The 21,898-nt window shown below is 42.3% G+C and carries 25 protein-coding genes; 4 read left to right on the top strand and 21 right to left on the bottom strand.

What is annotated here, in order from left to right; genetic code table 11:
* Positions 1–618: 618 nt before the first annotated feature.
* Positions 619–750, bottom strand: coding sequence for a hypothetical protein (locus tag NYE72_RS13930; protein ID WP_339211950.1), 132 nt, complete (start codon positions 748–750; stop codon positions 619–621).
* A gap of 113 nt (positions 751–863) precedes the next feature.
* On the opposite strand from NYE72_RS13930, the gene NYE72_RS13925 reads away from it, so the two are divergent.
* On the top strand, positions 864–1,298 hold the full coding sequence (locus NYE72_RS13925; RefSeq protein ID WP_076273411.1) for a DUF4395 domain-containing protein: 435 nt from the start codon (positions 864–866) through the stop codon (positions 1,296–1,298).
* 12 nt (positions 1,299–1,310) lie between these two features.
* Here the strand turns inward: NYE72_RS13925 and NYE72_RS13920 are convergent, their stop codons facing one another.
* The 14 genes from NYE72_RS13920 to mraY all read right to left on the bottom strand — a co-directional run bounded on the left by NYE72_RS13920 (position 1,311) and on the right by mraY (position 12,505).
* The gene (locus NYE72_RS13920) at positions 1,311–1,844 is read right to left on the bottom strand and encodes a hypothetical protein (protein ID WP_339211949.1); all 534 of its coding nucleotides are present in this window, start codon (positions 1,842–1,844) and stop codon (positions 1,311–1,313) included.
* 64 nt (positions 1,845–1,908) lie between these two features.
* Positions 1,909–2,328, bottom strand: coding sequence for an NUDIX domain-containing protein (locus NYE72_RS13915; RefSeq protein ID WP_339211947.1), 420 nt, complete (start codon positions 2,326–2,328; stop codon positions 1,909–1,911).
* Positions 2,329–2,375: 47 nt separating this feature from the next.
* Positions 2,376–3,266: a serine/threonine protein kinase gene (locus tag NYE72_RS13910; RefSeq protein WP_339211946.1), complete on the bottom strand. Its 891-nt coding sequence runs from the start codon at positions 3,264–3,266 to the stop codon at positions 2,376–2,378.
* Between the two features lie 31 nt (positions 3,267–3,297).
* Positions 3,298–3,567, bottom strand: coding sequence for a PQ-loop domain-containing transporter (locus NYE72_RS13905; protein WP_036686720.1), 270 nt, complete (start codon positions 3,565–3,567; stop codon positions 3,298–3,300).
* Between the two features lie 81 nt (positions 3,568–3,648).
* Complete coding sequence (locus NYE72_RS13900) at positions 3,649–4,638, bottom strand: ROK family protein (RefSeq protein WP_339211945.1); 990 nt, start codon at positions 4,636–4,638, stop codon at positions 3,649–3,651.
* 36 nt (positions 4,639–4,674) lie between these two features.
* Positions 4,675–6,174 carry a PLP-dependent aminotransferase family protein gene (locus NYE72_RS13895; protein ID WP_339211944.1) on the bottom strand — a complete coding sequence of 500 codons (1,500 nt, stop codon included), beginning with the start codon at positions 6,172–6,174 and terminating at the stop codon, positions 4,675–4,677.
* A 31-nt stretch (positions 6,175–6,205) separates the two neighbouring features.
* Positions 6,206–6,517 (bottom strand): AzlD domain-containing protein, encoded by a 312-nt coding sequence (locus tag NYE72_RS13890; RefSeq protein ID WP_339211942.1) that lies wholly within the window; start codon positions 6,515–6,517, stop codon positions 6,206–6,208.
* Positions 6,514–7,230 (bottom strand): AzlC family ABC transporter permease, encoded by a 717-nt coding sequence (locus tag NYE72_RS13885; RefSeq protein WP_339211941.1) that lies wholly within the window; start codon positions 7,228–7,230, stop codon positions 6,514–6,516. Before NYE72_RS13885 ends, NYE72_RS13890 begins: the two co-directional genes overlap by 4 nt.
* Before the next feature lie 161 nt (positions 7,231–7,391).
* Entirely contained in the window at positions 7,392–8,495 is a 1,104-nt protein-coding gene (locus NYE72_RS13880; protein ID WP_076141461.1) for a PRK06851 family protein, read from the bottom strand.
* A gap of 103 nt (positions 8,496–8,598) precedes the next feature.
* A complete protein-coding gene (locus tag NYE72_RS13875; protein ID WP_038574424.1) occupies positions 8,599–9,042 on the bottom strand; it encodes an NUDIX hydrolase in 444 nt (147 codons plus the stop codon).
* 67 nt (positions 9,043–9,109) lie between these two features.
* Positions 9,110–9,730 (bottom strand): thermonuclease family protein, encoded by a 621-nt coding sequence (locus tag NYE72_RS13870; RefSeq protein WP_076141462.1) that lies wholly within the window; start codon positions 9,728–9,730, stop codon positions 9,110–9,112.
* A gap of 152 nt (positions 9,731–9,882) precedes the next feature.
* A complete protein-coding gene (locus NYE72_RS13865) occupies positions 9,883–11,052 on the bottom strand; it encodes an MFS transporter (RefSeq protein WP_076141463.1) in 1,170 nt (389 codons plus the stop codon).
* An 81-nt stretch (positions 11,053–11,133) separates the two neighbouring features.
* Positions 11,134–11,445, bottom strand: a complete 312-nt coding sequence (locus tag NYE72_RS13860) for a winged helix-turn-helix transcriptional regulator (protein WP_051491476.1) — start codon at positions 11,443–11,445, stop codon at positions 11,134–11,136.
* Between the two features lie 106 nt (positions 11,446–11,551).
* On the bottom strand, positions 11,552–12,505 hold the full coding sequence (gene mraY, locus NYE72_RS13855; protein ID WP_076141464.1) for a phospho-N-acetylmuramoyl-pentapeptide-transferase: 954 nt from the start codon (positions 12,503–12,505) through the stop codon (positions 11,552–11,554).
* 297 nt (positions 12,506–12,802) lie between these two features.
* Here mraY and NYE72_RS13850 point away from each other — a divergent pair, with 297 nt between their 5' ends.
* Together NYE72_RS13850 and NYE72_RS13845 are read left to right on the top strand one after the other, a co-directional pair.
* A complete protein-coding gene (locus NYE72_RS13850) occupies positions 12,803–13,423 on the top strand; it encodes a TetR family transcriptional regulator (RefSeq protein ID WP_076141465.1) in 621 nt (206 codons plus the stop codon).
* 47 nt (positions 13,424–13,470) lie between these two features.
* On the top strand, positions 13,471–15,774 hold the full coding sequence (locus NYE72_RS13845; RefSeq protein WP_094902836.1) for an MMPL family transporter: 2,304 nt from the start codon (positions 13,471–13,473) through the stop codon (positions 15,772–15,774).
* A gap of 101 nt (positions 15,775–15,875) precedes the next feature.
* On the opposite strand, the gene NYE72_RS13840 is transcribed toward NYE72_RS13845, so the two are convergent.
* From NYE72_RS13840 to NYE72_RS13815, 6 genes are all read right to left on the bottom strand, one after another.
* Positions 15,876–17,006, bottom strand: a complete 1,131-nt coding sequence (locus tag NYE72_RS13840) for a GNAT family N-acetyltransferase (protein ID WP_339211939.1) — start codon at positions 17,004–17,006, stop codon at positions 15,876–15,878.
* A gap of 36 nt (positions 17,007–17,042) precedes the next feature.
* Positions 17,043–17,672 carry a hypothetical protein gene (locus NYE72_RS13835; RefSeq protein ID WP_339211938.1) on the bottom strand — a complete coding sequence of 210 codons (630 nt, stop codon included), beginning with the start codon at positions 17,670–17,672 and terminating at the stop codon, positions 17,043–17,045.
* A gap of 113 nt (positions 17,673–17,785) precedes the next feature.
* The gene (locus NYE72_RS13830; protein ID WP_036686696.1) at positions 17,786–18,571 is read right to left on the bottom strand and encodes an ABC-2 family transporter protein; all 786 of its coding nucleotides are present in this window, start codon (positions 18,569–18,571) and stop codon (positions 17,786–17,788) included.
* 6 nt (positions 18,572–18,577) lie between these two features.
* The gene (locus NYE72_RS13825) at positions 18,578–19,327 is read right to left on the bottom strand and encodes an ABC-2 family transporter protein (protein ID WP_051491475.1); all 750 of its coding nucleotides are present in this window, start codon (positions 19,325–19,327) and stop codon (positions 18,578–18,580) included.
* A gap of 127 nt (positions 19,328–19,454) precedes the next feature.
* Positions 19,455–20,510 (bottom strand): ABC transporter ATP-binding protein, encoded by a 1,056-nt coding sequence (locus NYE72_RS13820; RefSeq protein WP_038570639.1) that lies wholly within the window; start codon positions 20,508–20,510, stop codon positions 19,455–19,457.
* A gap of 78 nt (positions 20,511–20,588) precedes the next feature.
* Positions 20,589–21,371, bottom strand: coding sequence for a GTP cyclohydrolase II (locus NYE72_RS13815; RefSeq protein ID WP_036686690.1), 783 nt, complete (start codon positions 21,369–21,371; stop codon positions 20,589–20,591).
* 194 nt (positions 21,372–21,565) lie between these two features.
* Between NYE72_RS13815 and NYE72_RS13810 the strand changes: the two genes are divergently transcribed.
* Positions 21,566–21,892 (top strand): winged helix-turn-helix transcriptional regulator, encoded by a 327-nt coding sequence (locus NYE72_RS13810; RefSeq protein WP_036686688.1) that lies wholly within the window; start codon positions 21,566–21,568, stop codon positions 21,890–21,892.
* Positions 21,893–21,898 lie beyond the last annotated feature (6 nt).

Here is a 21,898-nt window from a genome sequence, read left to right as displayed (position 1 = left end):
ATTGGGGTCCGTTAATCTTTCAAAAGGTTACTTTTCGATCAAATAAGAACTCTGGGGTCCGATCGCTCCTAACTTCGAGCATCCTTCTACATCACATTTACTTCCCATCGAGCTATTAGCTTCGTTAGTTCTTACACTTGTCCCACACTATTTCCGCGCATGCATTTGTCCGTGTACTCCCTTGCTTCGCACTTACTCCCACACTTTTGTTTTCCATGTACTACACTTTGCTCTCAAGCTAACATTTCTATCGGACTCAGATGCAGCTATTTGCGCTAAATCAGGCTTTTGGACACATTTTCGGACCTGAGCGACGCTATTCCGCTCATAGGGAGCTGATTTCCTCCCTTTTTGTGCTCATAGCTGCATTGGGGTCCGTTAATCTTTCAAAAGGTTACTTTTCGAGCAAATAAGGACTCTGGAGTCCGATGGAGTGAAGGTGATAGAGTGGATCAGTTGGACTGAAGGAAATGGAGTGGATCAGTTGGACTGAAGGAAATGGAGTGAACCAGATGCGGTAAAGGAGAGAAGGCCCAATGTGCTGTCGAGAGGAGATGAGGACGTAACATGCTAGGTGGGTGGGATGCTATTAATGTCCATCTGTATTTTCTCAATAAATTACCAACTGCCTCCATCCAGCCCATCTGCTCCATCTGCTCCATCTGCTCCATCTGCTCCATCTGCCCCCATTCGCTCCATCTGCTCCACCCACCTCCATCCGCCCCATCTTCCCCATCCGCTTCCAGCCATCTCCATACCTTCTCCATCCCTCACTAATCCACTCTCGCACGAAATTATCTACTTCCCATTCCCCCAATCCCAGCGTATACTATAATTATTCCAATGAGAAAGGTGAGAATAAAATGCAAAATGTGCCCAAAGGAATCGCCCGACCATTAGTAAAAACTAATCAGGCGTTTATCGTCATTTCTGTAATATTAACATGGCTAACAGGACAACACTGGATACTAGCGCTGCCCTTGTTTGCCGGATTGCTCGGTCTTTTGTTCGGTTATAATCCCATCATTAAGCTGGCTGCCAGGTTTCTGACAAAAGAGCGTTCCCACTATGTACTCGAAGACTGGTCACAACAACAGTTTAATCAAAGCATAGCTGTCTTCTGCCTCGCAGGGGGTCTGATCAGTTTCATCGTTGGCTGGACGATCGCAGCTTACATTTTCACAGCGCTCGTTGCGGTGGCCGCCACTGTGGCAATCCTAGGTTTTTGTATCGGATGTTTTATCCATTATCAATGGAGAATGTACAATTACAGACGTAAACAAAGCAGCACAAATTAAATTTGTTAATTCTTAATCTTTCTCTTCTCCAACAACATCCCAGCGATGGCGAAATTTTAGTAACCGTGGATGCAGTGATGAAGGTGCAGCTGGCAACAATAACCGAATCTTTACAATCCACTCTTCAAAAGAAGAATAAGACGCAAACTGATTCGCCACCTCAGGCGTTAAATACAGAAAAATCGGCGAAGGATAGATCTCCAAAAGATGCCGCAGCGCAGAATCAAGCGGAGTATACTTTTTTCGCTTCCCTTCCAAACTCTCTACCGTGATAAAGCTACGTCCTTGCTCTCTTTTCCATTCATGCAGCCGGTCCTCTCGCTTATAATAAGCGCTCACCGGCTCTTTGGTCATCCGTCGCACTGTTTCCTCATGAAGTGGATATAACACCAGTTTAGTGAAACGCCGGTCTGCTGCAGTTTTTGCCGCCACTTCAAGCTCTTGATCTGTTATATGTTCAAAAGAATCGTAAAACACTAAAGTCCCTTTACGTTGCTCAACTGGTGGCTCATAGCTATAGGGTACATGCTGAATGTCTCTTTTCAATGAAATCCCTCCTGCTTGTTCTATTTATTAATCATATCATGTGACAACAGCAGGGCTATCATTCTTATCTTTCAGCTGAAGATGAATGGTTAATGAAATCCTGAACTTTTGATATCAAAGCTGGGTAAATCAAGGGATACGTCAGCTCTTTTGGTATCTCAGTAAATCCTCTGATCTCAGCCATCTCATAAGGAGGAAGTTCAGCGAACTGTTCCACATTTGCTAAATATAACTTACCATAGTTTTCTGGAGCATCGACACTAGTTACCCTATAAAGAGCTATTGGAAAAATAGAAAATCGTTCCGCTCCAGTTTCTTCATATAATTCTCTGGCAGCAGCCTGCTCCGGGATTTCGCCAACCTCTATATGCCCTCCGGCAAACTCCCACGTCGAACGGTCCCGATGTCTCGCTAAGATCCATTCTTCACCATGTTTAACCATAATAACAACGTACTTCAGCTCAACTTCTTTTTCCTTATCCAACTCAAAAAAGTTTACCTGCAATTATATCCCTCGCCTTCCCACCAGCCTCAAACAGTCCTTGCCTCATCCCAAGCCAATTTAAATTCTGCTACATTCCGATACCGCTGCTCCCTCACCGCACTGACGGCCCGTAAAGCTACCTCGTAGAGGGCTTGACTGGTTTCCCATTTTACAAACGATCGATCGGATGCTCCTCCTAATAAAACAAATGCTGTGGCGCCCATATTAAATACATTCGTAACTTCATCAATCGGCGCATCCAAGCTAAACTCTTCCGGTGACTTGAATCTGGATGAACCCCAGAAGTTCTCTCCCAGATCATTTACAGTAGGCTTTAGTCTATAATAATCAATATCACAAATTTTAGTTCCATCGTTTACAAAATCATATAAAATACTTCCGTCATAAAAATCCACAGCTACATACCCTCGATACTCAACATGTTCATGAAACAAAAAGATTACATCTAATGAAGACAGACGTTTTTCAACGGATAATTGCTTATAACGAAAAAAAGGCGACTCCGGATGACTCAGCTTCGCTTCTCCCGCAAATAGCCAATGCGAATGTAAACATTCACCTGCAAACCAATCAAAGACTGCTACATACCCTGACTCAACCTCATAATGCGTCAGTAGCGTGATCAGTGCATCAGATCTAAGTTCGTTATATAACGGAATAGCTTCAATTAAACGGTTAACAGCATCCTGAGGATTGCCGGCATAAGTCAAAGGTCTCGCTCCAGCAAATTTCACAAAAAACTTCTTTCCATCCTGCTCCACACCAAAAGAAAGATTTCCGGAGTCTTGCTGATCGAACACTTTAAACACTTTTCCCAGCTTAGTTAACCAAGCAAAATCACAGGCTTCCTGCAATTGAAAAGTTACCGCATCGATTTCATATGTATAATTTTTTTCGCGCAAATTAACCTCCTGCATTCACTATCTAGATTAAATTTATAAGCTTCATTCATTGTCTTGTTCGATATTTAATCACTAGAATAATAACCAGCAATACAACACATAAAGACATCGTATTTGTAATCAAAAAAGCTAATCCAACCCCCGTAACCGCCAAACTAATCGCATAAGCTTCCATTAGACTAATCCCGAGCAGCATAAGTAAATACGATTTTAGATTTAAATCGGCTACGGATTTTGATTTGAGGATTTGAACAATCTGCGGGATCCATCCCAAAGAAAGAATCACTCCACCTATTAATTGCATGATTGCAAACATAAGAGCACCTCCAGGGATTTTATACAGTTGTATTCCGGGCGGCTCAATCTGGTTCCATTTCATGTTAAAAAACAAATAACACTAAGCAAAGTTTAATTTCCCTGCATCTTGCAGCTTACTATACGCATAAGAGGCCGCACCTATAGTTCCTGCCCGACTCCCAAGCTCTGCTTGAACAATTTTACACTTACTGCTTGATAGCTTCAACGCATGCTGATGCACAGTCTCTCTTACGGGTTGGAGCAATTTATCTCCCGCAGCTGCCATTCCCCCACCTACAATAATAAGATCCGGGTTGAGGATATTCACAACATTCGCTAATCCAAATCCAAGTATAGCTCCAGTCTCCTGCATTACTTCCATAGAGAGAGCGTCTCCAAGTTCGTAAGCTTCAGATATCATTAACGCGGTAATTTGCTCTTCTTGGTCATTAGTCCAAGTCTGAATAATACTTGTTCGTCCTTCTTTCAGCTTCTCTTTAAAAGTACTCACCATGCCAATCGCGGACACATATCGCCCTAAACAACCGGAGCTTCCACATTTGCAGGGACGTCCGTTCCTGTACATATTCATATGCCCAATTTCACCAGCGCTATAAGACGTACCGTAGATCACTTTTCCGTCATTCACGATACCTGACCCTAATCCCGTTCCCAATGTAATCAGAACCAGATTGTTATACCCTCTTCCTGCACCTTGTTGCCATTCACCATAAAGATTAACCCTAACATCATTATCAATAAAAGTAGGAAAGTCATAGAATTTTTTCATCTCATCTACAACATGTACATGCTCCCAATCCGGAAAATTCGGTGAAAAAAAAGAAATTCCCGCTACCGGATCAAGTAATCCTGGCACTCCGATTCCCATTCCTTCTACCAAATCTAATGGAATATTCGCTTCATCCGTGATTAAACGTACGGCTTCTCTAATCCGTCCCAACACATGGGCTGGGCCCTTAGCAGCCTCTGTTGGTATAGATCTTTCTTTAACAGCTATAAAATCAGTATCGTAAATCCCTGCTTTAATATTGGTTCCGCCAAGATCAATGCCTAACATATATCGTTTCATAAAAACCTCCAGAATTAGATAATCTATCGCTTTCGATTAAGTTCTAGTACTAACTGCCGCTTCCGTTTCAGCTAACATCAAGCGGTTCACACCCATCTTAATCTGATTCTCGGTGAGATTAGAATAACCAAGTAGAAAGACAGGACCTTGAGGTTTACTGCCCACAAAATAAGAAGACGCAGGATAGACCCGAACTCCATATCGTAACGCCAATTCAGCTATACGATGCTCTTCGGCACCAGATTCCAGCTCAATTAATAAATGAAGACCCGCCTCTTCCCCATAATAGCGGACACGACTGCCAAATTCAGCATCCAAACTTTTTACTAGACAAGCCCTGCGGGCAGCATAAAGTTTCCCCATCTGCGTAACATGCCTCGCATAATGTCCATTCTGAATAAATTCCGCCAACGCTTCCTGATCCAAAGCAGAAGACATACGATCTGTTATCCATTTGACCGCCAAAAAAGGTTGAATCAAAGTCGGAGGCAATACAACATAACCTATGCGCAGAGAAGGAAATAACACTTTACTAAAACTGCCTACATAAATTACTCTACCGTCAACATCTAGTCCAGCAAGCGATGATAGCTTCGGACCCTCGTACCTGTATTCACTGTCATAATCATCTTCAATAATAAAAGCTTGATTGGCTTTGGCCCATTCCAGTAACTGCACTCTTCGTTTCATCGACAGGGTCACCCCGAAAGGAAACTGATGCGAAGGAGTGACATAAGCTAGTTTTGGTTTTTTATGAGGACCTTCTTTGATGTGATCACAGCTTGCTTGGAGCTCATCTACACAGATTCCCTCTAGGTCAACCCTGATGGGTGTAACCACCGCTCCAGCGAACGAAAAAATCTCCCGCACAACGTTATGTGATGGATCTTCAACAATAACATCATCACCTTTTGAAACAAAAATTCTCGATAATATATCCAATGCCTGCGTTGCCCCGGATGTAATCACAATTTGCTCCGGAACCACGGGCATCGAACGTGTGGACCGTAATAAACGTGCAATCTCTTGGCGTAGTCCCAAAGAGCCCTCGACCGGGCCGTAACCCAAAGTATCAGGAGATGCACGACGACAGGCATTCATTAATGCTTTTTGCCACTGATCCATTGGAAAAGCGTCCCATGCAGGTACACCGTGCCGAAAATTACATAATACTGTGTTCAAGTCGTTTTCTATAATAGAAGAAGGATTGAGTGTAAGGAAATCAGGACCCTTCGTTATAAAATTGTAAGGGTTATCAGAATCCTGGGGGTCTTTCTCCTCCACCGGCAGCCCCGCTATATAGGTACCTGCCCCTTTTCTCATCTCCAGATAACCCTCTGCTTGAAGTAGCTCGTAGGATTGAAGAATTACACTTCTGGATACTTCCAGTTGATTGGCCAAAGTTCTTGATGGAGGTAGCGAATCTCCCCCACTTAAAGCTCCTGAATGGATAGCATTACGAACCTGCTCATAAATTTGACGGCTTAATGGAATGGGTCTTTGTTTATCGAGAGTAATCAGCAATTCATGCTTCATAAGATTTCCTACCCTTCTAATCCGGGTTTTCTTAATGGTTCATAGTAAGGATTTTTACAATTATTGCTGCAGAAACAGCACCTAAGATCACGAGTAACAGCGGGATTTTCCTAATTAATACCAGTATAACAGCGACTATACCCGAAGCGATACCTACAAGATTGTCATCTGCGTCCACCTGAAATATCCCAGGAACCGTTAAAGCACTAAGAACCGCGATAGGCAAATATTCCAACAAAACTTGGACTTTGGAAGAGCCATTCGTATGCTTTGTCAGCAGCAAAGGTACAAAACGAAATGAAAATGTAAGGATTGCCATCCCGATAATGATCAGAATAGTCATACGGATACCTCCTTTTCTACTTCAGCTTGCTCTCGAAATAAGGAGCCTACTGCCATACCAATTAACATAGCTGCAAGTATCGAGGAGTTTCCAAGTACGGGATGTAGGAGCCATGAAGAACCCGCCGCTGCTAAACATATGGCCAAATTCCGAATGCTTCCCTTTAGTTGTGGCACTATTAGTGCTATCAGTAAGGCATATAATGAGGTGTTCAAAGCAGGTAAGTATATAGCCGGAATGTAGGATGCCAGCGATATTCCCGCAGCTGTTGCCAGTAAATTTGCTATATACGGAGGAATTTGTAGACCCAGCAAATATGGAAGAGTTATATTTTCTTTTGAATGATTGCGGGGGATCATACTAACAGCGTACACTTCTTCTGTTAAACTAAACCCAATCCAGACTTTGGCCAGAGGATTGATTGTACGGTCAAGCTGACCCCCAAAAGATAGGCTGATAAACAAATATCTTAAATTAATGATCAACGTAAGCAGCAGGATCATTGGAGCGGCGGCCCCAGCAGCAAGCATTTTCACGCCAATAAATTGGCTGGCTCCCGCAAATACGAGCGCTGACAATAAGAACACTTCCAGACTCCCTAGGCCTAATCCCTTACCGACCAATCCAAACGTAAAACAAGCAGGAATAAATCCTGCAACAATAGCTACAGAATCCTTAAGACCCTTTCTAAACATCACTTTCTGATCACTCATAAGTTTCTCTCTCCCTTATCGTTGTCCCTTATCGTTGTCCCTAGAGAGAGCATACTTGGATACAATTCTTGTGGAAATAACCGCATGGGTGCGTATGTACCATACCAATTTCTTGACATAGAAAAAAGACCGCCCGCTAAGAGAGCGATCTTTAATGAAGGTTAAACCTCCTGAGGACTTTCCACAATCCCGCTGATTTCTTGTTGAATTTGGGATTTAATCTGATCTACATGGTCAAAATCTGTAGCGGCGGCATAGATTGTCTTTAACTCATCCAAAAATACTTTGGCATCTGTCAGATGTTGAATGGATCGTTTCATGGTGCTGGAATATCGCTCTTTAATACCTGCGATGGCTTCGGCAAAAGTTTCATCCGTACCTGACTGTATGCACCGTGAATACATATCAACAATCTCGTCGGTGGCACGGTCAGGGAAATACTCATGCGGAGCTGTGCTGTCAAAAATAGCAAACCCAAGCTCGCGTACGATAATCATATCAAGACTGTTCGGATCGAAACCACAGTGGTAAATCTCAACATTGACACCACGTTTTATTCCTTCAGCTGCCAATTTTTTTAAAAGTGTAGATTTACCGGATCCCGCGCGACCTTTTACAAGATATCTTTTTAGTCCTGCGGTTAAATTAGGTACAAAATCCACTGCACCCTTAGGCGTAGCTGCACCTAAAAAACGGTGATCCACCCGGCTTACTTTTTCGAAGTTCTGATCACCATACAGAAGTTGAATATACTCCTGAGTCAGCTCATCAGCGGCTTGGAAATTCATTGTCGCAATATAAATCGCTTCCCACTCGTCATGAATGCGGAGTGCTTCAGCAAAGCCTGAATAAGCGAGTTCATGCTCTTCCGTGTACTGATCAACTAAGCTGTCGATCTCAACACAACGCTGGCTTAACTGGAGCGTATCGACGGCCTGCTCCAAATTCACATGTACGATGGCCTCTTCAGGCAATTCTGGCTTAATGACCCGTGGAGCCGTACCATCTATAATTCCTACTTTTAATTCAGGAATAACCACTCCGTCGAGTGAATCATTATCTGACGCTGCGTGAATTAACCAGATCTCATAACCTTGTTGAGCCAGAAGATCTCCGATTTCTCGAATGATTCTAGTTTTCCCCGTACCGGGGCCTCCTTTTAAAACAAACAAACGCGTTAAATCTTGCAATGACGACTCATAGAGGTTAGAGAAGCCGTGAGCTGTGTTGCCGCCAGCAAAGAAATTCAGGATTGTTCCGTCCATAATCGCACACCTTTCCGGGCTGATGTCATGTTTCATTGTTCATCTTATTAATGTACCCAGGGAAAGGTGACGCTTTGAGTGAGATGTGGTTTCGTTAGCCGGTTCAGTTACAAACAAAACGATCCATAAACCTCTTAATGACGGGAACATCTGGAGGAGACAGCTCGCTTGGCAATTCTTCATAACTAAAAAAACGCAATTCTTGCACCTCAATTCCATCTACTTTTAGCGCCCCATCAAAGTCCGTGCATAGATACGCAGCCACAACATTATATACTTCATCACCGTGCGGGTATTTATAATAAAGATCTTTTCCAGAGAACATGTCGAACAAATCAAGAACTTTGGCTGTTAAGCCTGTTTCCTCAAAAAGCTCCCTCTTAGCGACCTCTTCTAAAGTCTCCCCAAGCTCCATTGAACCACCTGGCAAACCCCAGCACCCGTTGTCCGTTCTACGTTGCAATAATAATTGATGATTGCTGCACAATAAAACACAGGCTCCTGCCATTATAAGCGGTCTGGTACCTACCAGCTTTCTTAACTCCATAATATAATCGCTCAATAAACTATCCCCTGTCTTCTAATAGGCTCAAATACCCTACGTTAATAGAAGTTCATTTCTTTTTCTGCACATGAAAACCTTTGTCTTTCGCGTAATTTTCAATGCTCCAAATACCTATTCCCCGCTCTCGCGCCTTATCCTGAATCGCTCTAAATTGATCAACATATTTTGTGTTAGGTGCAAATACATAGGCTACACGTGCATAACCCTGCTCTAGCAGAATCTCATTGAACATTTTCCCATCTATATAGAGGTAACAAAGTAGGCGGCCATATTTGTCCCGCTCCGATACATCTAGTTCAATTTGTACATCTTTATCCGTAAGCATCTTTTTGGCGAAATCAGAAGCTTCTAGCGAAAATGGCTGTGGTTCGGGGATATTCGGATTCACTGACTCTGGAGTATCGACCAGCAATAAACGAATGGTTTCCTTTTTGCCGCCTATAGTCAGCTTCATGGTGTCACCATCGACTACTCGTGTTACCTTTGCATCTATTAAACGTTTGTTGTCCTCTGTTGTATTGTCTGGCGTAGAATCTAATCCAGAACTGGAATCGGCCGTAATCGTTGGAACTGGTTCTAAAGTAATCTGCTCGGCTAAGTTGCAGGCAGTTGTTGTTCCAAGTAAGAGTGTGATAGCTAGAAAGCTTTTTAATAGATAAATCTTATTCATTGATAACCTCTTTCTTATACACGTATGTAATTTCATGGGGTCTAATAAAAATAAATTAAAACACTTAAAAACACAAGACTGTAATACTAATCATAGAAAACAGCGATAGCCATGTACCAGAAAAAAGATACTTGGTTATCGCTGTTTCGCCTTTACTCTACTTCCACCACGTTTAATTTGGAAATCTTTATTTTGATTATGATCGATAAGAAAGCAAGCAGGGAAAACATAATTCCGATCCAGATGAGTTGATGTATTCCTGCATGAGAAATAAACCAACCACCGATAGCAGTCCCTATAGTAATTCCAAGGTTAGAAAATGAGATAAACAAGCTGTTACCGAATTCGGGAGCTTCTTTCGCTTCGGTCGTTAACCATACTTGACTGACAATCAGTCCGCCGGAATGCACTGCCCCCCAAATGATTATGATAACAACCATCGGAAGGAAATAAGAACCTAGATAATATACGAATAAGTAAGTTACCGCATATAACAATGGAAACATGATAACGGTCTTTGTAATGCCTTTATGCAAAAGGCTTCCAAATAAAAAATTCCCAAAAATCATGATTATCCCAAAGGCCATCAACATGATACTAATCCATGACCCGTTCATATGTGTTACCTGCCCAAGATATTCAGCAAAGTAACTGTACACAGAAAACATAGCTGCAAAGATAAAAATAACTGCCACAATATTTAACCACAATAGGGGTTTGCGTAAAATACCAAGTTGTTTACCATAAGACATTTTTTCTTTAACTGGCATGGAAGGAAGCCAAGCTAGTATTCCTAAAAAGGCAATTATACTTACGACAGCTCCAAAGAGAAAAGCGACTTCTAAAGAAATTTTGTCCGCGAGATAAGAAGTCAAAGGCACACCAAAAGCAAACCCGACCGTTATTCCGGCGAAAACCTTTGTAACTGCTTTGGTGCTCTTTTCCGGAGGGACAAGTTGGGCAGCGGTAACAAGTGCAACTGAAAAAAATACGGGATGAAAAATAGCAGGGATAATACGAAAAATCAGCATTACTTCAAACATGGTCGTATACGCATAAACAATATTTGAAATTGCAAAAATAAGTACGGCAGTTAATAGAATTACTTTACGATTAATTCCAGAAGCCAATAAGGTCAGAAATGGACCTGAAATAGCAACAACTAAAGCAAATATACTTACAAGCCATCCAGACTGAGAAGTTGATATATTAAATTTTTGAGTTACCTGTGGCAGAACACCTATAATCCCCATTTCCGTTGTAATAATGCCAAATACGCCTAAAGCCAAAATAATAATAAGTAAAGGGTTAACCTTTTTCATTTTAAAATAATCCTCCATTTATATTCACATATATAGATTTGTAGATATGTATTATCAAAAAAAAGCCCTTCCTCCTCTCTCCTATAGTTTCTCTTTAATATAATCGGAAAATTCTTGAATTATCTTTTCGTTTCGACGATAATACGTCCACTTCCCAATTCGCTCAGATTCCAGCAAACCAGCTTTTTGCATGGTCAATAGATAACTCGAAATAACCGACTGTGCAAGCCCCGCTTTAGCTTGAATATCGCCCACGCAAATCCCGATTTGAAAATTTAGGCCTTGTTGTAAATAAGGCTTTTCATCAAAAAATTCCTCGGGAGTTTTTAGCCACATCATAATTTGACTACGAGTCTCGTTAGACAACGCTTTGAATATCATTAAAGGTTCCATGTGTTCCATTATATCTATTTTTATAGATTTGTAAATACAAAAGATGCCGATGTCTCGTTGTTGCAATAACATTATGTAGATTCATGTTTCGTATCGAATTGTTCGTTTAATGAATTAAATATTTCCAAATCAACCAGCATAGCAGTACGGATACCCACGAAATGAAACCGAAAATCATCACGATTTTGTTCTCACTCCATCCGTATTTTAAGCTGAAATGGTAATGGATCGGAGCCATCCGGAATAGCCGCAGCTTCGTCCGTTTGTAGTACCAAACTTGTAAAATGACCGACAACTGCTCCGCAAAATAAACGAAAAACAAAATTGGAAGCAAAAGCTCAACCTTTTCAATGACAGCCAGAACGGAAAGGGAGCCCCCGATCGCCAGTGATCCAGTATCGCCCATAAACGCTCTTGCTGGATAAATATTGTAAAGAAAAAGTCCTAGCAGACAACCGATCATAACAAGTGAAAATGTCTGCACTTCAGGTTTGTCCGAAATCATAAAAAAGAAAAAATACGACGGTATGGCAACATTGATCAGTAGCCCATCGAGACCATCTGTAAAATTGATGGCATTCGCGGAGCCGACCACAAACAGCAAAATGATGGCCACATAAAGGTACACAGGCAACTGCAGATTTTGCCCTTTAAATAACTCGATATCACTCGTCAGGCCGAACGAATGGAACAACACATATAATATAATTCCAGTAAAAAGAAATTGAAGCACTAGTTTTGAGCGGCCGCTGATGCCGGATGGATTTTGCCAAAAAGCCTTTTTGAAATCATCCAGAAATCCGACCGAACTAAACAACAAAAACGTAACGCATAAGAGTAACATTAGAGGCCCGGGTTGAAACTGCAGCGAAATCGCTATCCCGATAAGCAGGATCAACCCTGCCATTAGTGGTGTACCCCGTTTGGCCTGATGATCTGCTGGAAGCTCAGCACGAATCGGCTGCGTTAACCTCAGTCTATGCAGCGTCCAGATTAATAGAGGCGTAAACACCGCCACCAGAAGAAAAGACAGGCCGGAAACAGCCAAAATTCCATACATATAACGAACTCCCCCTCTTTGAAAAAGATCATTTATAATACTCACAAAATATTTCTAGAGTTAATGAGGTCGTCTGTAATTATGTACTCTTTTCATCTGTTGATAAAGAGAAATTATTCTATTTTTATTTCCTGTTTTCTGCTGTGTAACAGCTAAGAGTTTTCTATAAGCAGATCCCAAAACATAAACTTGCCCAATGAGAAAGTTTGCACTTTGGGCAAGTTTACATTAGTATATAGTCATTAATCCTAATCTTCACCACAATAACAGCCATATGGGAGGTGTATACATAAAGTTATGATTAAACAAACTTTGAGAGATTTCAAAAAAGAAGCCACTGAAAAAGCGCTAGCTGAAGCGGCATTCGAACTTGCACTTGAACATGGGTTGGACGGTTTTGTTGTTGAAGATATCGCGCAAAAAGCCGGCTACTCCAGAAGAACTTTCGCAAACTATTTCACATGCAAGGAAGAGGCAGTTGCGATGGGAGCAGTTACCGTACGGAACACGAATGAGTATGAGGAATTGCTCACCAAAATCCCTGAAAATGCCTCCTTGCTTGACACCCTATATCAGCTAATAAAGATGCAACTTACAGCTGAGCTTATAGGGAGGTTACGTGAGCTTTCATTACTTTCCCGAAAATTCCCAGCGCTCGAGCCCCATTATCTAAGAGCAATACACCTTACGCAAACTGGAGCACAAAAAACATTGTTGCACTTGTCAAATGGTAAGTATGACGAGGTCTATACTTATCTGCTTATAAATTCGGTTTACGGAACTGTACTTCCCTTAATTGACGGAAAACTTAATGTGCTGCTTCCGGGACAAACGACGAGCGACGATCCAAGTCCTGAAACTCTTACGTTCGATCAATTTTTGGAAACTATTTACGGATATTTACGCAACGGATTCTAATAGGCTAATAATCAGTTTTCATCATAGAGGGAGTGTAAAATAGATACATGTCAACATTATTATACAGAGTGGGAAAAACCGCTTATCGCAAACCTGGGTACTTCATTTTAGGTTGGATTTTAATTTTGGGATTTGTCATCTCTATGATCAGTATGAATGGTGTTCATATCAGTTCGGAAATGAAGATTGAAGGCACGGAATCGCAAAAGATTTTGGATCAATTAGCAACAGAACTTCCGGCTGCATCTGGTGGACAAGGAAGTGTCGTGTTCAAAGCACCTCAAAGCGAGCGATTGGATACGCCAGAACGTTTGGCAGCGATCACTAAGGGTATTAATGAGGTTTACGGTTTAAACGAAGTGATTAATCCTGCGGATTATGCAGCGGAAGCAAGTAGTTCAACTACTGAAGCAACTCAGGCTGCCAGTATGGATCAGTCTGCAACAGCCACAGCACCCCCTTCCTATGGTCCTCTGATGGCAGATGGTGTTCCGGTGCCTGGTGTTATTCTTTCCGCAGACGGTAGAATTGCATTGTTCCAATTCCAGTTTACCATTGAGCAATCAGCTATCTCTCAAGATATTTTTGATTCTGTAATTGATACCGTCATGAATGTCGAGAAAGATACCAACATTACTGTACTGCCGGGTGAGACACTCAAATCAGTATCTATCGGTGTAGGATCAGCTGAGATTGTCGGACTTGTCATTGCTGCAATTGTTTTGCTGGTGACGCTTGGCTCTGTCGTTGCAGCAGGGCTGCCCCTTATAACTGCACTGCTTGGAGTCGGCATCGGTGTGGGTGGAGCATTTTCTATTTCCAAATTCATTGAAATGCCTAGTGTCACTTCCGTCTTGGCGCTTATGATTGGATTAGCCGTCGGAATCGATTATGCTCTTTTCATTGTAAATCGCCAACGCCGAATGATTATTGATCAAGGATTAAGCGCACAAGAAGCTGCGGCTAGAGCAATTGGCACATCCGGCAGCGCCGTATTTTTCGCCGGTTTGACGGTTATTATCGCTCTCTGCGGTATGCTTGTAATCGGGCTTACTTTCTTATCTACGATGGCGTTAGTAGCAGCAGCTACCGTCCTCATCAACGTATTTGTTGCCTTAACCCTATTGCCGGCATTGCTCGGATTGGTGGGTGAACGCATCTGTTCGCCTAAAGCTCGCAAGAAAAACAAGGATCATCATAAAACGGGTAACCGCGGTATAGCTGATAGATGGGTTAAATTCGTCATCAAGTATCGTTGGGTCACTATTGTTGCCATCGTCGTGATACTTGGCGTAGCAGCAACCCCTATAGCGAAAATGGAAATGGGCATTCCCGGAGCTGCCTCGGCGAACTTGGACACGGTAGCAAGACAAAGTTATGATGCTATATCCGAGGGTTTTGGAGAGGGATTTAACGGACCGCTTATTCTGGTTGCAGAACCAAAGAACTCTTCCACTCCAGTCACTCCGGAGCTCCTAGGAAATCTTGTGCAAGAGCTCCAAGCTCAAAAGAATGTCGCGCAGGTCACTCCTCTGGGCATGACTAAGGATTTAGCTATCTTCAGTCTGATTCCAGAAACGGGTCCTAGCGATATAACAACCAAAAATCTGGTGAATGATTTACGGGCTACGGAATCTAGTATCGCTCAAAGTAATGATGTTAAACTCGGGGTTACCGGCTTTACCGCCGTTAACATCGATATGTCGGCCAAGCTGGCAGATGTATTTCCCATTTATGTAGGAATCATCATTCTCCTATCGCTCATTATTCTTCTGTTGGTATTTCGTTCGATTATCGTTCCTATCAAAGCTACGATCGGTTTTCTGCTTAGCATTCTCGCTACATTCGGGATCACCACAGCCGTGTTCCAATGGGGCTGGCTCCATACTCTCTTCGGTTTCGACACCGGTGGCCCATTGCTAAGCTTTATGCCAATCATCGTTACGGGTATCCTATATGGGCTCGCGATGGACTATCAGGTTTTCCTTGTCAGTTCCATGCGTGAATCGTACGTTCATGGTCATGAGGGATCAGAGTCCGTTGTTCATGGATACAACCAGGTGAGTCGTGTCGTAGTAGGCGCTGCTATAATTATGATCTCCGTTTTTGCAGGGTTTATTTTTACGGATGATGTCATGATTAAACAAATCGGCTTTACACTGGCCGTAGGGATCTTAATCGATGCTTTCATTATTCGAATGGGATTAGTTCCTGCTGTAATGTCTATTTTCGGCAACAAAGCTTGGGCACTTCCAAACTGGCTCGACCGTATTCTGCCAAACCTGGATGTCGAAGGCGAGAAACTGATTGCTACACTCAATGCTAAAGACAAATCTAATTCCATGAAATAGAAACAATAATAAACAGCCTGAGCCCTGTATTCCTAGGGGTTCAGGCTGTTTTGTTTCTGTGGTAAGATTCGCTTCCCATGAAACGATGTTGGAGAAAGAGCTTAATAATTAAGGATTATAGCGGGGCGCACACCGTAACAAGCTAAGTTTACATGTCCGTAACTGCGAATACTGCTACGGGTACCTACAAAATACGCACGTGAAGAAATCACAGGTTGAGTTCTCAGCCACCACCATGAGCAGCCAAACTCTTCATCCTTCTCAAGGATATAATCAGCTTTGACTTTTTTATCATACACATACAATTTACATCCATCGTTCTTTTTCACTTTGGAGAATCCCGTTCCTATCGCCCTACGCTTCGCACGTAAAGTATCTTCACCAAGTTTAAAGGTCAATTCATTCGCCTCCGAAACACTGAGCAGAAAAATCTTATCTTCCGTGTTTATACTTCCCTCTCCGTTATCTGTGCATTGTGTAGTCTTGATGAGCCTGTGCTCGGAGTCATTAAAAGCGGCATTATAAAAATCATCGTTCAACCACTTTCGCAAATCGGAGTCATGCCATGTAACATCAACATATTCACCGTGATACCGCCTGCAGTCCAAAATGTACTCGCTTAAAATGAACAGCTCTCTACCTGAATTTTGCAGCACCCGCCACTTTATCGGCATTTTTTCTGCTCCGTCCGCCATTTGCGGATAAGAGCCAAAAGTAATTATTTCGCCGGGTTTTGCCCGCTCATACATGGGAGTAAGATTATCATTTTCATTACAAATCATAATAATAAATTCTGTAGTTCCTTTAACGATTTCAGCTTCCCGGCTAAATCCTAGTTTTTCATACAAGCGTATCGCTCTATCGTTGAACTTCGCCACTGTCAGCCGCTTTGGTTTTTCCTCGAATCTCTCATTAATATAGTTAAGGACTGTTGTGAAAAATAGAGTCCCATTCCCCTGTCCGGTTAACTCTGGCTTCATTCCTAAACCCACATCTATAAAATCCTGAGAATATGTATATTTATCATTTGGAACCTGTGCCGGACTTCCTACACAGAAGAATCCGATCAATTGTTTATTTGCATCAAGTACAGAAAAAAATGCTTCCTCTAGCATTTCACTTATAGCTTCAGGAGTTGTTTCATTGTTGTAAAAATCATAGGGTGGATCATATTGCCAGCTTAAAATATCCCTAGCAGCATCAGCATTCAGCTTTTCCACGTAAAGTTCCATTTCGCATCCCCCTTTGTTTTCAAAATCGATAAGTCCCTAAGAGTCTAGCTCTGCTAACTCCTGAAGAATTGTCTCTACATCACCATCAGGATTTAACGCTTTGATCATCTCTTTGGTAATGACTGCACCCTCATAAACTTGTGCAACGACCTCTAAAGGGAGTGTGAGTTCAAAATAACCTTCGGCAAATTCCACAAAATCCTCAGCTGTGCGGAAAATAGTCCCTAGCAAAAAGTCCGAACCATCTTCTGCCCCCGCTGGAATCTCTACCTCTCCCTTCTGCCACGCCATGTCGTTATTTTCACGCCAAAAACAAAAAGTAACATCATCCTTAGCTATCGCCTCATCTTCCAGTAAAGACAATAGCGAGGTTGGGACCTCTTCATAGATTCCTGGCCAAACTTCATGTTCGTCACGCGCATATGGACTTACTTCGGACTCATGATCAAAACCTTTAATTATCGTTCCTTGAGGTGTAAAAATAATAAACAAATTATCACCTGAGCCATTATCGATCGATGCTAGAGAAACATTCTTATCAAATATAGAATCAAAACTATGATAGCGAAGCCAGTCCTCTGGACATAAGACAATATTTAGAGAAGCAAGTATTTTCATAAGTTTTTTTAAGTTTTCGGGTGCTGGTAAAATATCTAACACATTCATCTATGATTCCTCCCCAATGTAGATATTAATGATTTTAGCATATTCATGAATTCCGGGTAAAAAAAAGACTACCCGAAGGTAGCCTTTCCAACTTAACAAAACACTAGCCTAACTTAAGACCCCGCACCCTTATATCTTCGTACGCCATAACTCCAGGCTAACAAACCAATCCCCAGGAATATAGCGCCTACTACAGGTGTCATCAGAGCAAGGCTGGTCATCTCCTCCCGCTGCAGAAAAAGCGCGGCTGGATACACTCCGACGAATGCAAATGGAATGATCCAAGTAAGCAATACCTGTATAGCACGATTGTAAATCGTTACCGGGTAACGGCCATAAGTCTGAATGTTGTACATTAACGGAAGAATCCCAGTAGGAGCATCCGAATAGAAAGACAATGAAGTCAACGTTGTATAAATCCCCGTATAGATGGCGACCGCACTTAACGTCAGAATGATCAGAGCCGGTATCGTCCACCATTCAAAGGGAAGACCCAGATTGCTGCCACTGATGGCCATAATAATAATACCTATGAATGAGCCCATAAGTGCTGGTGGATCAACATTTTCCAAAAAGATCTGGAACAAATTATGAGCTGGGCGTGTCAAAATACGGTCCATCTCACCTTTAACGATGTAACGTTCACTAAATCCCCATAGATTCACAAAACAACTAAACACCCCAAAAGGCACCATAAAGAATCCATAAACGAACACTACTTCATTCTGATTCCAACCGCCCAGGCTATCTGTATGCATAAAAATTACGAGAATAAAGATAAAGTTGGTAGCTTGAAAAAGCAAGTCTGAAATGACCTCTACCCAAAAGTCAGCGCGATAGGTGAGCCGGCTCTTCATATAGTTTTTGATATATTCAATTAATAATCCCAGGTAATACATGTTTCCTCAACCTCCCTGCACGAAGAGACGCTGCCGCGCCGCATGATATAACCAGACAATTGGAATCAGCAATACCAGGAACCAAATAATTTGTATCCCTAATACATTCCATATTCCAACCCCTTGCACCCGTCCCGTAAACACTGAACCTGGCAAGTAGGTAATCGCCTGAAACGGCAGCACCTCAAGTACGGAAGATAACCAGTTAGGAAACAGACTGATCGGTACGATTAAGCCGGAGAATAAGTCTACAATTACCCGCTTCATTCGCATCATGCCTTCATTATTTTCCACGAAAAAAGCCGAGAGCCCTGTAATGATATTGATCTGTGAATTAATTAAAAAGCTGAAAAAGAGCATCACCAGGAACCCCGCCCAAGCAGATGGCGCTGTTGGCAATTGTACTGGGAACAGCAGCATCGCTATGGCCATGCCGGGAATCATAAATAAGAGGAAGCGGAACATTCCCTCTCCAAGACCTTGCATCATTTTGACTAAGACATAGTTATAGGGCCTTATAAACTGGATAGCGATACTTCCATCACGGATATCCGTAGAGATCTCGCGGTCTAGGTTATTAAAATAAAAGGCTCTAGCCATCCACGACACAGCAACATATGATGTCATTTGCGTTGCAGTAAATCCACCCAATGAATCCCCATTACCATAGATGGCCATCCAAGTGAAATAGTTAACCCCAATATTCAGTGAATAGATAAGAATACCTGAGTAGTAGTTAATTCGATAAGCAAGCATGGTAAGGAAACGGATGCGTATAAAATCTAAGTAAGCCCCGAATAGTAATTTACGGCTATTCTCCTGAGGACCACCAGAAGACGCGCCTCCTGAGGAGGAGGACATAGCCGTTGCAGGATTAAGCTTATCAGACATGTAAAGCCTCTCTTTCATCCTTCAGAGCGGCAGCCATTTCATCAGGCTTGTCTGCAGACCCGGATTGATAAATACTGCGAACAATATCGTCCGTATTGGTCTCTATGATTTTGATATCAGTAATGTCTGCTTTTCCCACTACTCTGCTTAATACATCCGATACATTTATATCTAGCGGTATCCAGACAGATGCCCCTAGATCGTTCTCCGCAGACCAAGTAACAGGCAACCCCTCAGTCCATAACTCAAGTTGCTGACGTTTCGTTGCATTTCCAAATTGAAATTGAACCTCACGTCCGGTTCCCCAACGCTGCTTCAGGTCTTCCAGTCCTCCGTCATAAATGATACGGCCATCATCAAGCATTATCACTCGGGAGCAAAGCGCCTCAATATCTTGCAGGTCATGTGTAGTCAGCAGTATGGTTGTCCCATGCTCGCGGTTCATATCTTTTAGGAATTCACGGATCTCTGACTTCACCACAATATCTAAGCCAATGGTCGGTTCATCCAGAAATACAATCGACGGATTATGAAGCAATGCTGCTACTAATTCACAACGCATCCGCTGACCTAGACTAAGCTTACGAACCGGACGATTCAGCAGTTCTTGCAGCTGCAGCCGTTCGACCAATTCATCCAGCCGTTTCTTGAAATCTTGTTCAGACACCCGGTAAACCTTGCGCAGGAGCTGGAACGACTCAATCACCCCAATGTCCCACCATAGCTGACTGCGTTGCCCGAATACCACGCCGATATTTTTCACGAATTTCTCGCGCTCCAAATACGGAACATAACCACCTACTGTCAGATTTCCGGAAGTCGGCACGAGAATACCTGTGAGCATTTTGATCGTGGTCGATTTCCCAGCACCGTTCTCGCCGATATAACCACAGATCTCCCCTTCAGGAATGGAAAAGGAAATGTCCTTCACTGCAGTCACTTCCGTATATTCCCTTTTAAACAAATCAGCGAAGGCCCCTTTGAGACCCTCGCGGTTTTTTTGTACTTTAAATGTTTTGCGTAAGTCTTGTACTTGAATAGCAGTCATATTGTACCTCACTAAGCTTAGAGTTGGTTCCCAGTACCCCATTATAATAGAAGAAGCGCAAAAGCACTACTTCAATCTTTACTTAGCCAGTCTTTCATTTAGCGAATGGGTGTCCTTCACAGCTTCTAAATGCCCTGAGCGAGCGACTTTAGTCCGCAAATATTTCTCGTTAAAAGAAGATACATCTCCCCATAACGCTACTCTTTTCACGGCATTCATCCCTGCAGCCTTGAGCGCATCCAATTTCTTCGGATTATTCGTGATCAGCGTCACTGGTTTGTGACGTAAAGTTTGCAGAACACTGATTGCTTCTTCGTAGTTTCTTGAATCATCAGCAAATCCCAACTCTAAATTAGCCTCAACTGTATCGTATCCTTCTTCCTGTAAAAGATACGCTAAAGATTTGCTGAACAGGCCAATGCCTCTTCCTTCATGATTCGCGAGATAAAATAATGCCCCAGAGCCATGCTCAACAATCATTTTCATGGATTGATGCAGCTGGAATCCGCAATCGCAACGTTTACTGCCAAAAATATCGCCAGTATGGCAGATGCTATGCATCCGGATCAATGCATCCTCAGACCCTTCGAAATCGCCATATACCAACACACTGGATTGTTGTCCTTCTGCTAAGTTCATGGATGGCAAACGTGAAATTAAAGCTGCCGTTGCTTTACTGCTATCCTCTTGAAGAAGCTCTGCATCAGTTGTATTCAGCCAGTTGTACCATTTAAAAACAACGGTCTCGCCGTCTAAATTCACGGGTAACGTGATGGGTCCAACCAATATATTTGTGGAATTTGCTAAAGGAATTCGCGTGATTTTATTCTGTAAAATAGAAGTGATTTCTGGTTTAATCATAATTACACCTTCCTCATTGTTCATCAATGCTTAGATAGAGCTAAGCATAAGGATAAAATATTAGTTAAATTATAAGTAACTATTTGTAAGTAAGTTTATCATTGTAATATAACTTCGTCAAGTTATAATATATATTTAAATATTTATAATTACTTTATGTAAGTTTATGATATAATGAATGTCGAGGTGATATTATGAATGATTTCAACATGTGTCCTCGCTTTGAAAAAGCGGTAGACTTGCTAAGTAAACGTTGGGTCGCGCTGATCGTTTTCGTGCTTATGCCAGGGCCACGCCGTTTTGGTGAAATTGAGAGCTGTCTGTCCAATCTCAGTGGCAAGGTGTTATCTGACCGATTGAAGGAAATGGAAACCGAAGGCATTATAGAGCGAACTGTATATCCTGAAATGCCAGTACGTATTGAGTACTCTCTGACTCCAAAAGGCACAGCGCTTGCTCCTATACTTGGTGAAATTGGAAACTGGTCTACCGAATGGATTGAGCTTGGTATTAAGAAATGATTCCCG

Origin of the sequence: Paenibacillus sp. FSL L8-0333, from assembly GCF_037965665.1 — a bacterium.
GTDB lineage: Bacteria > Bacillota > Bacilli > Paenibacillales > Paenibacillaceae > Paenibacillus_AQ > Paenibacillus_AQ odorifer.
This window is presented reverse-complemented; position numbering and strand designations above follow the sequence as displayed.